Origin of the sequence: uncultured Devosia sp., from assembly GCF_964244875.1 — a bacterium.
In the GTDB taxonomy this organism is placed as follows: domain Bacteria; phylum Pseudomonadota; class Alphaproteobacteria; order Rhizobiales; family Devosiaceae; genus Devosia.
Window position 1 is genome coordinate 99,433 of record NZ_CAXTKA010000014.1, and the last position, 12,597, is coordinate 112,029.

Genomic DNA, 12,597 nt, shown 5'->3' on the forward strand with positions numbered 1-12,597 from the left:
TCAGGCATCCGGGTGCTTGAACACCAGGGCCGCATTGGTGCCGCCAAAGCCGAAGGAATTGGACAGCACCACGCCCAGATCGGCATCGTCGCGGCGCTGGCGCAGGATGGGCATGTCGGCAAAGGCAGGATCGAGGTCCTCGATATTGGCGCTTTCGCAGATGAAGCGCTGGCGCATCATCAGGATGGAATAGATCGCCTCGTGCACGCCGGTGGCGCCCTGGGAATGACCGGTCAGCGACTTGGTCCCGGAAATGGGGGGGCACTTGTCCTCATTGCCGAAAATGGCGCGAATGGCTTCCATTTCCTTGGCGTCACCCACCGGGGTCGAGGTGGCGTGGGGATTGATGTAGTCGACCTTGTCGCGGACATTCCTGAGCGCCATGCGCATGCAGCGCTCGGCCCCTTCGCCCGAGGGAGCGACCATGTCGAGCCCGTCGGAGGTGGCGCCATAGCCGATCAACTCGGCATGGATGGTGGCGCCGCGCGCCTTGGCATGCTCGAATTCTTCCAGCACCAGCACGCCGGCGCCCCCCGAAATGACAAAGCCGTCGCGGTTGACATCGTAGCAGCGCGAGGCCTTTTCCGGCGTGTCGTTAAAAGTGGAGCTCATGGCGCCCATGGCGTCGAACAGGTTCGACAAGGTCCAGTCCAGGTCCTCATGGCCACCGGCAAAAACGATATCCTGCTTGCCCAGCATGATCTGTTCCATGCCATTGCCGATGCAATGCTTGGACGTGGCACAAGCGGCGGTGATGGAATAGTTGACGCCCTTGATCCCGAAGGCGGTGGCGAGCGTGGCCGATGCGGTCGAGCCCATGGCCTTGGGCACGGCCAGGGGGCCAATACGCTTGGGCGACAGCTTTTCGCGAGTGACGTCGGCGGCCTCGACAATGGTGCGGGTCGAGGTGCCGCCCGATCCCATGACGATGCCGGTCATGGGATCGGAAATGTCGCTTGGCTCAAGGCCCGCATCGGCGATGGCCTGCTGCATGGCGAGGTAGTTCCAGGCGGCGCCACGCCCCATGAAGCGGGTGACGCGGCGATCGAGAATCGCGAATGGATCGAGCCGCGGGTCGCCCTTGACCTGGCTGCGGAAGCCCAGGTCGGCATAGTCCTGGGCGAAGATGATGCCGGGTTTGGCGGTCCGCAGGCTTTCGGTGACCTCGGCCAGCGAATTGCCGATCGAGGACACAATACCCATGCCGGTGACGACGACACGTCTCATCTTGGCCTAGCTCCGTCGCTTTGTCGGGCGCCTTGGCAGGCGTCTCTTATTATCTTGTAACGAATTTGGTCATTGCACCCCTTAGCAGGTGCTTTTGTATATTCATGCGACAGGAATAAGCCCGACCCGGAGATTTTCGGCGACATAGATGACCTCGCCATCCGCCTTGACGGTGCCCGTGGCGATGCCGAAGGGCAGGGGCGAACGCATATGCCGCTTGATGTCGATGCGGTATTCCAGAAGCTTTTTGTCGATGGTCGCCTGGCCGGTGAACTTGATCTCGCCACCGAGGGCGCGACCGCGGCCGCGCGAGCCCGACCAGCCCAGAAAGAAGCCCGTCATTTGCCAGAGCGCATCGAGCCCCAGGCATCCCGGCATCACCGGATCGCCGATGAAGTGGCAGTTGAAGAACCACAGGTCGGGATGCAGATCGAGTTCGGCAACCACATAGCCCTTGCCATAGGCGCCGCCATCGGCCGCAATGCTGGTGATCCGATCGAACATCAGCATGGGGGGCGCGGGCAGGCGAGCATCCATCTGGCCCGGCAATTCGCCGCGACCATGGGCCAGCAGTTCTTCATACCCGAATGCGTTCGCGCGATCCGCCATCCAAAGCTCCCGATTAACCTTGGCGATCCTAGTAGAGGGGCCACACCGGGGGGTCAAGTAACGCCGGCTAGAGGCGCCGCGCGCCAGGGGCGGCGCAATGCGGCAGCGCGCCGCTTGTACACGGCGTGACCGGTGACTATAAGGAAGGCTTGTTTCCGGCCCTTTTCGTGCACCAAAGGACCCAATGCCAGATCGTAACCAGACCATGCGGTCCCTGCCTTCGCGCAAGCCCTGCCTGACAGCGGTGTTGCGCATGGCCGGCCTGCGCCCGACCCGCCAGCGCGTGGCGCTGGCCGAGCTGCTGTTCGGGGGCCCGCACCGCCATGTCAGCGCCGAGCAGTTGCATGGCGAAGCCAACCAGGCCAGCGTCAATGTCTCGCTAGCCACGATCTACAATACGCTGCATCAGTTTCACGAAGCGGGCCTGTTGCGCGAAGTGGCCGTGGATGCCTCGCGCTCCTACTTCGATACCGATACCTCCGATCATCATCATTTTTACGTCGAAGACGAACAGCGGATGATCGACATCCCGGCCACGGCCGTCGAATTCAAGGCGCTGCCCGAAGTGCCCCAGGGGATGGTGATGAGCCATGTCGACGTGGTGATCCGGGTGCGCCGGCAGCAGGGGTGAGCGCCTGGCCTGCCGCAGGTGGATCAAGCCAACAGGCCGCCTGCCGTCCCGTTTAACGTCCCAAATGCGCGTCGGACGGTGACAAAGCCCTTCGCCTTGCACCATATTGCGCGCCACACGCCAGAAGCGGCAAAGGTTGTCGATGAGTCGGAAGGTCAATCTCAACGCTTATTTCGAGCGGATCGGTTTTGCCGGCTCGATCGCGGCGACCTTGCCGACACTGGAACTGCTGCATGCGCTGCATCCGGCAACCATTCCCTTCGAAAATCTCGATCCGCTGCTCGGCCTGCCGGTGCGGCTGGACCAGGACAGCCTCGAGCGCAAATTGCTGGCCGGGCGGCGCGGGGGCTATTGCTTTGAGCACAACACGTTGTTGATGAGCGTCTTGCGGGAGCTGGATTTTTCGGTACGGGGCCTTGCGGCACGGGTGGTCCGGATGGACCCCGAGGCGATCGCACGGCCGGCAACGCACATGGTGCTGGCGGTCGATATCGGTGGCACCACGTATCTGGCCGATGTCGGCTTTGGTGGCCTCAGCCTGACCGCGCCGCTCAAGCTGCGCGCCGATATCGAGCAGGCAACGCCGCACGAAACTTTCCGGCTGACCGGGGGGGCGCCCGACTGGCAATTGGAAGTCAAGCTCGACGAGGATTGGCAAGCCCTTTACGTGTTCACGCTCGATGAACAGCAGGATGCCGATTACGCGGCGGCCAATGCTTTGGTGTCCGGCGATCCGTCGTCCAAGTTCACCCGGGAACTCGGGGTCGCCTTGTCGCCCGGCGGGCAGCGGATCACGCTGGCGGGCAACCGGCTGACGGTGCGCAACAAGGACGAGGCGCCGGTCGTGCGCAGGCTCGAAACCGTCGCGGCATTGCGCGAAACGCTGGTCACCATCTTCGGCATCGACCTGCCCGATGCAGCCCTGCTCGATCCGGCGCTGGAACGCGTGCTCGACCATGCGCCCAGGCAGGATGGATAACTCGGTTTTGAAAGCGACCAGATGATTACTGTTTTCGGCTCAACGGGTCTCGACCAGATCGGGACTGTGCCACGCCTGCCCCAGCCCGGCGAGACCGTTCTGGGCGGTGTCTTTGCCACTGCGCCGGGCGGCAAGGGGTCCAACCAGGCCTTGGCGGCGCGACGGGCGGGATCGGAGGTACGCCATGTCTCGGCGGTGGGCGACGATGCCTTTGCCGACGGTGCGCTGGCGCTGCTGCGCGCCGGCGGGGTGGATCTTTCGGGCCTCAAGGTTTCACCGGGGGCCACCGCCGTGGCCATGATCTTCGTGGATGCCAGGGGCGAGAACTGCATTGCCGTGCTGCCGGGCGCCAATGGCACGGTCACGGCCCAGGATGCGGAGCAGGCGCTCGACACCTTGCCCAAGGGGAGCGTGGTGATGCTGCAGCAGGAGATTGCGCAGGCCGCCACGGAGCGGGCGCTGGACCTGGCTCGGGAGCGTGGCCTGGTCACCATTCTCAATACCGCCCCCTATCTCGATACGACGCCAAACCTGGCCCACAAGGCCTCGATCCTGGTGGCGAACGAAACCGAGTTCGCCCTGCTCAGCGGGCGTGGGATCGACGACCTCGATGCGGCGATGCGCGATTGGGCGACCCGGCACGAGCAGACCGTCATCGTCACCTTGGGCGGGGACGGGGCGCGGGCCGCGACGCAATCCGAAACGATCCGCGTGCCGGCGCTGCCGATCACGCCGATCGATACGGTGGGCGCCGGCGATACGTTCTGCGGCTACCTGGCGGCCGGGCTGGACGCCGGGCTGGACCTCAAGGCGGCGATGAAGCGGGCGGCAGTGGCGGCAAGCCTGGCCTGCCTCAAGCCCGGCGCACAACCGGCAATTCCCCTTGCTGCCGAGGTCGATACGGCCCAGGGCTGGCTGGGCTGAGGCGGCAGAACCTCTGTTCTATCGCTTTGCCCTAGCTGCCGCGAAACGCGTCCGCCAGCGCGTCGATCAAGGCGGTAACCCGGCGCGGCACTAGATGGCGCGAGGGATGCACGGCATAGACCGGCCTTGTGGGCAGCGACCACGCGGTCAGGATTTCGACCAGTGCGCCCCGCTCCAGATCGGGCGCCACCAGGTCACGCGGCAGATAGACGATGCCGGCGCCGTCGACAGCCATGGCGCGCTGGGCCTCGCCATTGTCGATCTCGATGCCGCCACCCACCTCGACGGTCAGCGGCACGTCGTCGGCGTCGTGAAAAATCCAGCGATTGCGCGGCCGCAGGTTCAGATTGAGCAGGCACCGCGCACGCTCGAGCTCGCTTGGATGGCGCGGCGTGCCGTGGCGCGCCAGGAAAGCGGGCGCGGCGCAACAGGCGAAGCGATAGGTGCCGATCCGTCGTGCCATCAGGCTCGAGGGCGGCAGGACGCCGACGCGCACCGCCACGTCATAGCCTTCGGCCACCAGGTCCACGCGCCGATCACTTAGGCTCATTTCCAGAACAATGCCCGGATGGGCGGCGGTAAACTGCGCCATGGCCGAGGGCAGCCGCCGCGTGCCCAAGGTCGCCGGGGCGCTGAGGCGGACGCGACCGCTGAGCGGGCCGGTCTGGGTGATCTCGTCCAGCGCCTGGGCGGCCAGGATCACGGCATCGCTCCGCGCCAGGAATTCATGGCCGAGCTCGGTCAGGCGCTGGCTGCGGGTGGTGCGCTCGATCAGCTTGATGCCGTGGCGCTGCTCCAATGCCTGGATACGGCGGCCGACCATGGCGGGCGATACGTTGAGCTGGCGGGCAGCGGCGGTGAAACTGCCGCTGCGCACGACGGCAGCAAAGGTGCCCAGCGCTTCGAGATCGGTCATTCGATACTTCTATGCAATTAAGATCGCACAATCCATGCAATTTTCTTGGCAATGAGGACGGCTCATCTTGGGGTCATCCACTATCGCACCAAGGAGACCTCAAATGACCATACTCGCCATCATCGGCCTGGGCAGCATGGGCAAGGCGCTGGCCAAGCGCTTTGCGGGCAAGACCGACCTGATTCTTGCCGGCCGCGACGGCGCCACCGCCACGGCCTTTGCCGCCACCCTGCCCCCCGGCGTCACGGTGCTCGACCAGGATGCCGCCATCGCCAAGGCCGATGTGGTGATTTTGGCAATGCCGTTTGCCGCGGCGCTGGAAGCGGGTGCCAATCGCGCCCTCAAGGGCAAAATCCTGCTTGATATCGTCAATCCGCTCAACAGCGATCTGTCCGGCCTCAGCGTCGGCCACACCAGTTCGGCAGCGGAGCAATTGCAGGCGACGGCGCCTGAAGCGCTGGTCGTCAAGGGCTACAACACCATCTTTGCCAGCCTGCTCGACCTGCCCGCCGAGCAGACGGCGCGCGTGCCGGTATATCTCGCCGGCGATGACGAGGGCGCGGTAGAGGCCGTCGCGGCTTTGGTGACGCTGTCGGGCTTTGCGGTGGAACGCACCGGGGGGCTCGATGGCGCGCGCCTGCTCGAGCCGCTCGCCATGCTCGGCATCCGCCTGGCCTTCAGGTTCGGCCGGGGCACGGACATCGCCCCGGTCTGGACCACGGTGGCCAGTTGAGCGATGCGCCTGGCGCAAACAACAAGGCAGGCCCCGCGGCCTGCCTTTTCCATTCCAGTCAACGGCGATTATTTGGGCGCCAGCACCATGACCATCTGGCGGCCCTCGGAGCGCGGCTGGGACTCGACCTTGGCAATGGGGTCCATCTGTTCCTTGACCTTGACCAGCAGCTGCATGCCCAAATCCTGGTGGGCCATTTCGCGGCCACGGAAGCGCATGGTGACCTTGACGCGATCGCCATCGTCGAGAAAGCGCTCGACGGCCTTCATCTTGGTCTCGTAATCGTGGGTATCAATATTAGGACGGAGCTGGACTTCCTTGACCTCGATCACCTTCTGCTTCTTGCGTGCCTCGGCAGCTTTTTTCTGCGCGGCATATTTGAAGCGGCCGAGGTCGAGCATCTTGGCGACCGGCGGCACGGCATTGGGAGAGATCAAAACCAGATCGAGACCCTGTTCCTGGGCCTCGGCGAGCGCAGCCCGGGTATTGACGATCCCCCGGTTCTCGCCTTCAGCATCGATGAGCTGGACATCGGGGCTGGTGATATCTTCGTTCGAGGGCGGCCCATCTTTCTGGGGCGCAACTGGTCTCATGGGACGACGAATGGCAAACGTTCCTTGTATCGACAAAGCAAATGGTGAAAGAGGCCATAAAATCGTGTTAGCGCGGGCATAAGTCAACAGGCAAACACCGACAAAATTCCGCCCGAAACAGTTGGAGGGACCCATGCCCGATATCGAACGGCGAACCCTGCAGGTGGGAAACGGCCCGGCGGCGCGATCGATCGCCATCCAGGCGCGCGCCGGATCCGCGCCGGGACTGTTCTGGCTGGGCGGGTTCCGCTCCGACATGGTCGGCGCCAAGGCCATGGCGCTCGATGCACTGGGGGCCGAAAAGGGGCTGGCGGTGACCCGGTTCGACTATTCGGGGCATGGCCTGTCGGGTGGAGATTTCGATGCGGGCACCATCAGCCGGTGGCTGGAGGAAGCGCAGGCGGTCTTTGCCGGCACCAGCGGGCCGCAGGTGATCGTGGGCTCCTCGATGGGTGGCTGGATCGCGCTGCTTTTGGTCAAGGCGATGCTGGCGACGGGCACACAGCGCGCCCAGGGGCTGGTGCTGATCGCGCCGGGCGTGGATATGACCCACGAGCTGATGCTGGCAGGCTTTACCCCCGACCAGCGCGACGCCCTGCAGAGCCTGGGCCATGTCGACCGGCCATCGTACTATTCCAGCACACCATACCGCATCACGCGCGCGCTGATCGAAGATGGGGCGAACCATCTGCTGTTCGGCGGCGTCATCGAAACGGGATGCCCGGTGGTGATCCTGCAAGGGGGCAAGGATGTCGACGTGCCCCAGGCAGCGGCGATCCGGCTGGTGACGCATATCCTGCACGATCCGGTCACCTTGACGCTGATCCCCGATGGCGACCATCGCCTCAGCCGACCGGACGATCTGGTGAAGCTGCGAGCGGCAGTGCTGGGGCTGGTGGAAGGCCAGCCGACTTGAAGCCCGAACACAGGAAGGCCGCCATTGCCCGCTTATTGTCTTGCCCCGACCACACACAGATCTGGAACATTCATGACCAAACGTATGACTCAGCTTGCCGCCGCATTCGCCGCCCTTGCCGCATTGGCTCCCCTGCCCGCCGCGGCGGAGTTCCTGGCGCCGGACTGGTCGAGCCTGCGCATCAAGGGGGTTGCGGCACCCGACTGGATCGCCGGCGTGCGGGAGGGCTCCTATATCGGGCTGTGTACGTCCTGCGATGGCAATTTGATGCTGCAGGTGCAGACCGTTGCCGACGACGGTACGGGCGAGCGGGTGCGCTCGGGCCAGACGAGCGCGCAGACCTACACCGATATCGGTCAGGCCAATGCCAAGCAGATGGGCCATGGTGCGGCCTATTATGGCACCGAGGCGGTGGACTTTGCGTCGGCAGTGGGCTTCAAGACGCGCGCGCTCACGGCGGCAGGCGACTATTCGACAAGCTATCAATTGTGGAGCGATGGCCAGCAACTGGTGGTCAAGGTCTATGGCAAGGACCAGGCCAGGGTGGATCGCCTGGCCGACACCGCCTATGCAGCGGCCGCGCCGCTGACGTTCAGGTAGGGCGGGAGCCCGCGTCGAGCCTGGTCCTCTGCAGCCCATCGGCGTCAAAATTATCCGGGCTCAGCCAGCGCTCATATTCGGCTCGCAAAGCCGGCCACTCGCCGTCGATGATCGAGAACCAGGCGGTGTCGCGGCTTTCGCCCTTGATGATGAGGTCCTGGCGGAACACCCCCTCGAACTGGAAGCCGAAGCGTAAGGCGGCGGCCTTGGAGGGCGCGTTGCGATTGTTGCATTTCCACTCGAAGCGCCGATAGCCCAAATCATCGAAAGCGTGGCGGGCAAAGAGGAACAACGCTTCGCTCGCCACACGGGTGCGGGCAATTGCGGGGCCCCAATAGACCCCGCCAATTTCGATCGAGGCATGTTCGGGAAAGATGCGCATCCAGGCCTGCTGGCCCTCCGCCCGGCCCGTCGTCTTGTCGATCACCGCGACATAGCGGTTGGGTCCCGCCGCGTCCGCCGCGATCCGCGCCTGCAGTTCGCCGATGCTTTGGGGGGCATGGCTGAACAGCCAGCGATAGCGTTCGGGCACCGAGGCGGCAAAAAGATCGGCGGCGTGTTGCGGCCCGATCGGCTCCAGCCGCGCATAGTGCCCGTCCAGCACGACGGGCTGGGGCGCCGATCTGGCAGGTTGCGGCGCCGTCATGGGCGCTGCTCCCGGGCAATTGCGGCCAGCCCGTCGCGATAGGTTGGATACAACAGATCGATGCCCAGCGCGCTCTTGATGCGGGCATTGGAGACGCGCTTGTTATCGGCATAAAACGAGCGCTGCATGGGCGTGAGATCGGCCGTCTCGAACGCCAGCTCGGGCGGCAGCGGTACGCCCTGCAGGCCGGCGGCATGGGCAATCACGTCCTGGGGCGGGGCCGGCTCATCATCGGCCAGGTTGAAGATGCCGTCCAGGCGCGCAGCGGCAGCCAGTGCGGTGACGCGGCCGATATCGGCGACATGGATGCGGTTGAACACCTGGCCGGGCTTGTCGATGCGGCGCGCGGTGGCATCGGCGAGCTTGTCGAAGGCGGAGCGGCGAGGCCCGTAAATCCCCGCCAGGCGCAAAATGGCCAGGGGAACGCCGCGCTCGGCGGCATAGTCGCGCCAGGCCTGTTCGGCCACGACGCGGCGGTCGGACCGGGCGTTGCGCGGCACCAGGGGCGCCGTCTCGTCGATCCAGGCGCCACCGAAATCGCCATAGACGCCGATGGTGGAATAATAGCAGAGCCAGGACAGGTTGGTCGCGGCGTCGAGGTCGGCGCGGTGTTGAACCAGGGCGGGATCGCCCACAGCATCGGGCGCGATGGACAGCACGACCTGGGTGGCATTGCGCAGATCGATGCCCAGCGTATGTCCCGGCGCGGTGCCGTCAAAGACATGGGCCGAAATATCGTGGCGGGTCAAAGCAGCGGCGCCTTCGGGCGTGCGCGAGGTTCCGGCAATGACGGCCGATGGATCGCCGGCAAAGATGGCGCGCGCCGCCGCCTGGGACGAATAGCCCATGCCGAAAAAGAATACCGTCATTGCAGGTCCGCGCTCCATTCGAGCAAGACCGTGTTGTCGCTTTCCTGGGCAAGACACGCAAGCCTTCGTGCGGCAGCGCGGTGGGGCGCCAGGCGCCGCAGGGCCCAGACGGCCGCGCCGCGCACCAGGGCGCTTTCGGCTTCGAGCCGGCTTTCGGCAAGGCCTGCCAGTTCCGCATCGCCGCTATTGCCGATGGCGATCAACACATTGCGCAGGAACCGGGCATGGCCGATGCGTTTGATGGGGGATGCCGCAAAGAGCTGGCGAAAACCACCGTCGTCGAGACGGGCCAGATCGGCCAGCGCCGGGCGTTCCAGGTCGGCACGGGCCCGCAGCCTAGCCTCCCGGCTGACGCTGGCGAACTTGTTCCACGGACAGACCGCCAGGCAATCGTCACAGCCATAGATGCGATTGCCCATGGCAGCGCGGAATTGGTGCGGAATGGGGCCCTGGTGTTCGATATTGAGATAGGCCAGGCACTTTCGCGCATCGAGCTGGAACGGGGCGGGAAAGGCCTTGGTGGGGCAGATATCGAGGCAGCGCGTGCAGGAGCCGCAGCTTTCGCCATGGGGCGTGCTCGGGGGCAGTTCGGCCGCGGTAAAGATTGCCCCCAGGAACAGCCAGGAGCCGAACTCGCGGCTCACCAGCACCGTGTGCTTGCCCTGCCAGCCCAGGCCGGCGGCCTCTGCCAAGGGCTTTTCCATGACCGGGGCGGTATCGACGAACACCTTGACCGCAGCGCCCGAGCGGCGCGACAGCAGGCCGGCCAATTCCTTGAGCTTGCCCTTGATGATCTCGTGGTAGTCGCGATTGCGGGCATAAACCGAAATCGCGCCACGATCGCGTTCGCCCAGCACCGCCAGCGGATCGCTCTCCGGCCCATAATTGACACCCAGCAGGATGATCGAGCGCGCTTCCGGCCACAGCGCCTTGGGGCTGCCGCGCCGCTCGGCGGTCTGCGCCATCCAGTCCATGTCGCCATGCCATCCGGCAGCGAGCGCGGCGTTGAGCTTGGCCGGCAGATCCGGACGCGCGCCCGCCGCCGCGATGCCGAAGCTGTCGAACCCGAGCGCCGCGGCGCGGATGCGCAGTTCGGCGACAAGCTTGTCGGTGGATAATGGCGACGCCGTCAATTCATCACCAGATGCTCAAAAATCCAGGTCGGCATAGCCGGTGTGGGGCGGCATGGCGACGACGCGATCGTTGAGCAGGGTGCGAAAGGCCGGGCGCGATTTGATGCGGGAATACCAGTCGCGGGTTTCCCCGGCGCGGCCCCAATCGATATCGCCCAGATAATCGAGCGTGGACAGATGCGCGGCCAGGGCGAAATCGGCCAGGGTCAGCGTATTGCCGGCCAGCCACTGACGGGTGGCGAACAACCAGTTGAAGTAGAGCATGTGCTCGTTCAGATTGGCCTTGGCGACGCGCAGCACCGAGGGCTCGGGGGTGGCGCCGCGCTGGTCGCGCTTGACGATCTTTTCCTCGAGCACATAGCGCGTGACCTCGTCGTTGAGCTTGAAGATCACCCATTCCAGCAGCCGCCACATCTCTGCACGGGCCGGCGCATGGGTGGGCACCAGGCCTTCGACGATGCTGGGGGTATATTGTTCCTCCAGCGCGTGGATGACTGCCAGCAGGCCGATCACGGGCGCATCGTGCTCACCCATCATGATGGGCAGGGTCGCGGCGGGATTGATTTCGAGCAGCCCCGGTTCGCGCAGCCAAGGCTTGATCTCCTGCATGTCCAGCGGCACGCCGTATTCGGCGCAGATCAGGCGGGCCAGGCGCGAGGACGGATCGAGGGGATGGTGCAGCAGGGTGGGCATCGAAGACGCTCTTTGGTTGCAAGCCTGGCTGGCTTGGTGGCTTCTTGGCGGCCATCGCGAACAGCGCTAGAAGGCTCAGGGCCCAATTGGCGCCAAGAGCTTGAATTAGGGGATGATTTGAACGTGGATCAAGGTCTTTTTGTGCCTCTGGTGCTGGGAATACTGGAAGGGCTTACCGAATTCCTGCCCGTGAGCTCCACCGGGCATCTGTTGCTGGCCGGCCATTTCTTTGGCCTGACCCAGCCGGCCACGTTTATCGTACTGATCCAGCTGGGGGCGATCCTGGCCATCATCACCATTTATTTCGCCAAACTGATCCAGTTGATCGGAGATGCCCTGAGCGGCAAGGCCTATGCCTGGCGCTTCGCGGGCGCAGTCGTGCTGGCCTCGATCCCGGCGATCATCGCGGGGGTGCTGCTGCGCGATTTCATCCAGGGGGTGATCTACGAGACGCCGCTGGTCATCTGCGTCATGCTGGTCGTGGGGGGTATTATCCTGCTGATCGTCGACCGGCTGCCGCTCAAGCAGCGCTACGACGACATCTACCAATTCACCTGGCCGATGGCGCTGGTGGTGGGGCTGTTCCAGATGCTCAGCCTCGTGCCGGGGGTATCGCGCTCGGGCTCGACCGTGGTGGGCGCCATGCTGATGGGGGCGAGCAAGCGGGCGGCGGCGGAGTTCACCTTCTTTATCGCCCTGCCGATCATGATCGGCGCCTTCGGCTATGATCTCTATAAAAGCCGCGAGCTGATCGACATGAGCCTGGGGCTCAACATCGCCATCGGCTTTGCCGCCGCCTTCGTCGTCGGGGCGATCGTGGTCAAGTACCTGCTCAATTTCGTCTCGAGCTACGGCTTTGCCCCCTTCGCCTGGTGGCGCATCATCGTAGGCGGCGCCGGGCTGGTGGCGATTCTGGTGTTCGGGAGATAACCGTTTTCGTGGGGCAGGCCATCGCCGATACCCAACCCTCTTTCCAAAACCTCGCAGTCGACACCTCCCCCTTCCAGGGGGAGGATCAAGGTGGGGGTTTACCAGCCCCAATATCGGATACCCCCACCCAACCTCCCCCTGACAGGGGAGTGTTTACATTAGACTTGGAAAGGATTCTTCTCGGCTCGCTGGAATAGT

The 12,597-nt window shown here is 64.7% G+C and carries 15 protein-coding genes; 7 read left to right on the forward strand and 8 right to left on the reverse strand.

Going from position 1 to position 12,597, the window contains the following annotated elements:
- Together fabB and fabA are read right to left on the reverse strand one after the other, a co-directional pair.
- Positions 1–1,227: a beta-ketoacyl-ACP synthase I gene (fabB, locus tag ACFE8X_RS15345; protein ID WP_375452362.1), complete on the reverse strand. Its 1,227-nt coding sequence runs from the start codon at positions 1,225–1,227 to the stop codon at positions 1–3.
- Between the two features lie 102 nt (positions 1,228–1,329).
- Positions 1,330–1,836, reverse strand: a complete 507-nt coding sequence (gene fabA, locus ACFE8X_RS15350) for a 3-hydroxyacyl-[acyl-carrier-protein] dehydratase FabA (protein WP_375452363.1) — start codon at positions 1,834–1,836, stop codon at positions 1,330–1,332.
- A 205-nt stretch (positions 1,837–2,041) separates the two neighbouring features.
- Here fabA and irrA point away from each other — a divergent pair, with 205 nt between their 5' ends.
- The 3 genes from irrA (at position 2,042) to ACFE8X_RS15365 (ending at position 4,370) form a co-directional block, all read left to right on the forward strand.
- Complete coding sequence (irrA, locus tag ACFE8X_RS15355; protein ID WP_375452381.1) at positions 2,042–2,467, forward strand: iron response transcriptional regulator IrrA; 426 nt, start codon at positions 2,042–2,044, stop codon at positions 2,465–2,467.
- Positions 2,468–2,609: 142 nt separating this feature from the next.
- Positions 2,610–3,446 carry an arylamine N-acetyltransferase gene (locus ACFE8X_RS15360; protein ID WP_375452364.1) on the forward strand — a complete coding sequence of 279 codons (837 nt, stop codon included), beginning with the start codon at positions 2,610–2,612 and terminating at the stop codon, positions 3,444–3,446.
- A gap of 21 nt (positions 3,447–3,467) precedes the next feature.
- The gene (locus tag ACFE8X_RS15365; protein ID WP_375452365.1) at positions 3,468–4,370 is read left to right on the forward strand and encodes a ribokinase; all 903 of its coding nucleotides are present in this window, start codon (positions 3,468–3,470) and stop codon (positions 4,368–4,370) included.
- Positions 4,371–4,401: 31 nt separating this feature from the next.
- Here the strand turns inward: ACFE8X_RS15365 and ACFE8X_RS15370 are convergent, their stop codons facing one another.
- On the reverse strand, positions 4,402–5,286 hold the full coding sequence (locus ACFE8X_RS15370) for a LysR family transcriptional regulator (RefSeq protein WP_375452366.1): 885 nt from the start codon (positions 5,284–5,286) through the stop codon (positions 4,402–4,404).
- A 103-nt stretch (positions 5,287–5,389) separates the two neighbouring features.
- Here ACFE8X_RS15370 and ACFE8X_RS15375 point away from each other — a divergent pair, with 103 nt between their 5' ends.
- Positions 5,390–6,019, forward strand: a complete 630-nt coding sequence (locus ACFE8X_RS15375; RefSeq protein WP_375452367.1) for an NADPH-dependent F420 reductase — start codon at positions 5,390–5,392, stop codon at positions 6,017–6,019.
- A 68-nt stretch (positions 6,020–6,087) separates the two neighbouring features.
- On the opposite strand, the gene infC is transcribed toward ACFE8X_RS15375, so the two are convergent.
- Complete coding sequence (gene infC / locus ACFE8X_RS15380; RefSeq protein ID WP_375452382.1) at positions 6,088–6,624, reverse strand: translation initiation factor IF-3; 537 nt, start codon at positions 6,622–6,624, stop codon at positions 6,088–6,090.
- Between the two features lie 121 nt (positions 6,625–6,745).
- On the opposite strand from infC, the gene ACFE8X_RS15385 reads away from it, so the two are divergent.
- Both ACFE8X_RS15385 and ACFE8X_RS15390 read left to right on the forward strand, forming a co-directional pair.
- Positions 6,746–7,528, forward strand: coding sequence for an alpha/beta hydrolase (locus ACFE8X_RS15385; RefSeq protein ID WP_375452368.1), 783 nt, complete (start codon positions 6,746–6,748; stop codon positions 7,526–7,528).
- Between the two features lie 72 nt (positions 7,529–7,600).
- Positions 7,601–8,128 (forward strand): hypothetical protein, encoded by a 528-nt coding sequence (locus ACFE8X_RS15390; protein WP_375452369.1) that lies wholly within the window; start codon positions 7,601–7,603, stop codon positions 8,126–8,128.
- Here the strand turns inward: ACFE8X_RS15390 and ACFE8X_RS15395 are convergent.
- From ACFE8X_RS15395 to ACFE8X_RS15410, 4 genes are read right to left on the reverse strand one after another with little or no spacing between them, the layout of a single operon-like run.
- Positions 8,121–8,774 (reverse strand): GNAT family N-acetyltransferase, encoded by a 654-nt coding sequence (locus ACFE8X_RS15395; RefSeq protein ID WP_375452370.1) that lies wholly within the window; start codon positions 8,772–8,774, stop codon positions 8,121–8,123. The genes ACFE8X_RS15390 and ACFE8X_RS15395 overlap by 8 nt on opposite strands.
- Entirely contained in the window at positions 8,771–9,643 is an 873-nt protein-coding gene (locus tag ACFE8X_RS15400; protein WP_375452371.1) for an NAD-dependent epimerase/dehydratase family protein, read from the reverse strand. The genes ACFE8X_RS15395 and ACFE8X_RS15400 overlap by 4 nt, the downstream gene beginning before the upstream one ends.
- Positions 9,640–10,776 carry a tRNA epoxyqueuosine(34) reductase QueG gene (queG, locus tag ACFE8X_RS15405; protein ID WP_375452372.1) on the reverse strand — a complete coding sequence of 379 codons (1,137 nt, stop codon included), beginning with the start codon at positions 10,774–10,776 and terminating at the stop codon, positions 9,640–9,642. Before queG ends, ACFE8X_RS15400 begins: the two co-directional genes overlap by 4 nt.
- 15 nt (positions 10,777–10,791) lie before the next feature.
- Positions 10,792–11,469, reverse strand: a complete 678-nt coding sequence (locus tag ACFE8X_RS15410) for a glutathione S-transferase family protein (protein ID WP_375452373.1) — start codon at positions 11,467–11,469, stop codon at positions 10,792–10,794.
- Positions 11,470–11,592: 123 nt separating this feature from the next.
- On the opposite strand from ACFE8X_RS15410, the gene ACFE8X_RS15415 reads away from it, so the two are divergent.
- Positions 11,593–12,399, forward strand: a complete 807-nt coding sequence (locus tag ACFE8X_RS15415; RefSeq protein ID WP_375452374.1) for an undecaprenyl-diphosphate phosphatase — start codon at positions 11,593–11,595, stop codon at positions 12,397–12,399.
- Positions 12,400–12,597: the final 198 nt, after the last annotated feature.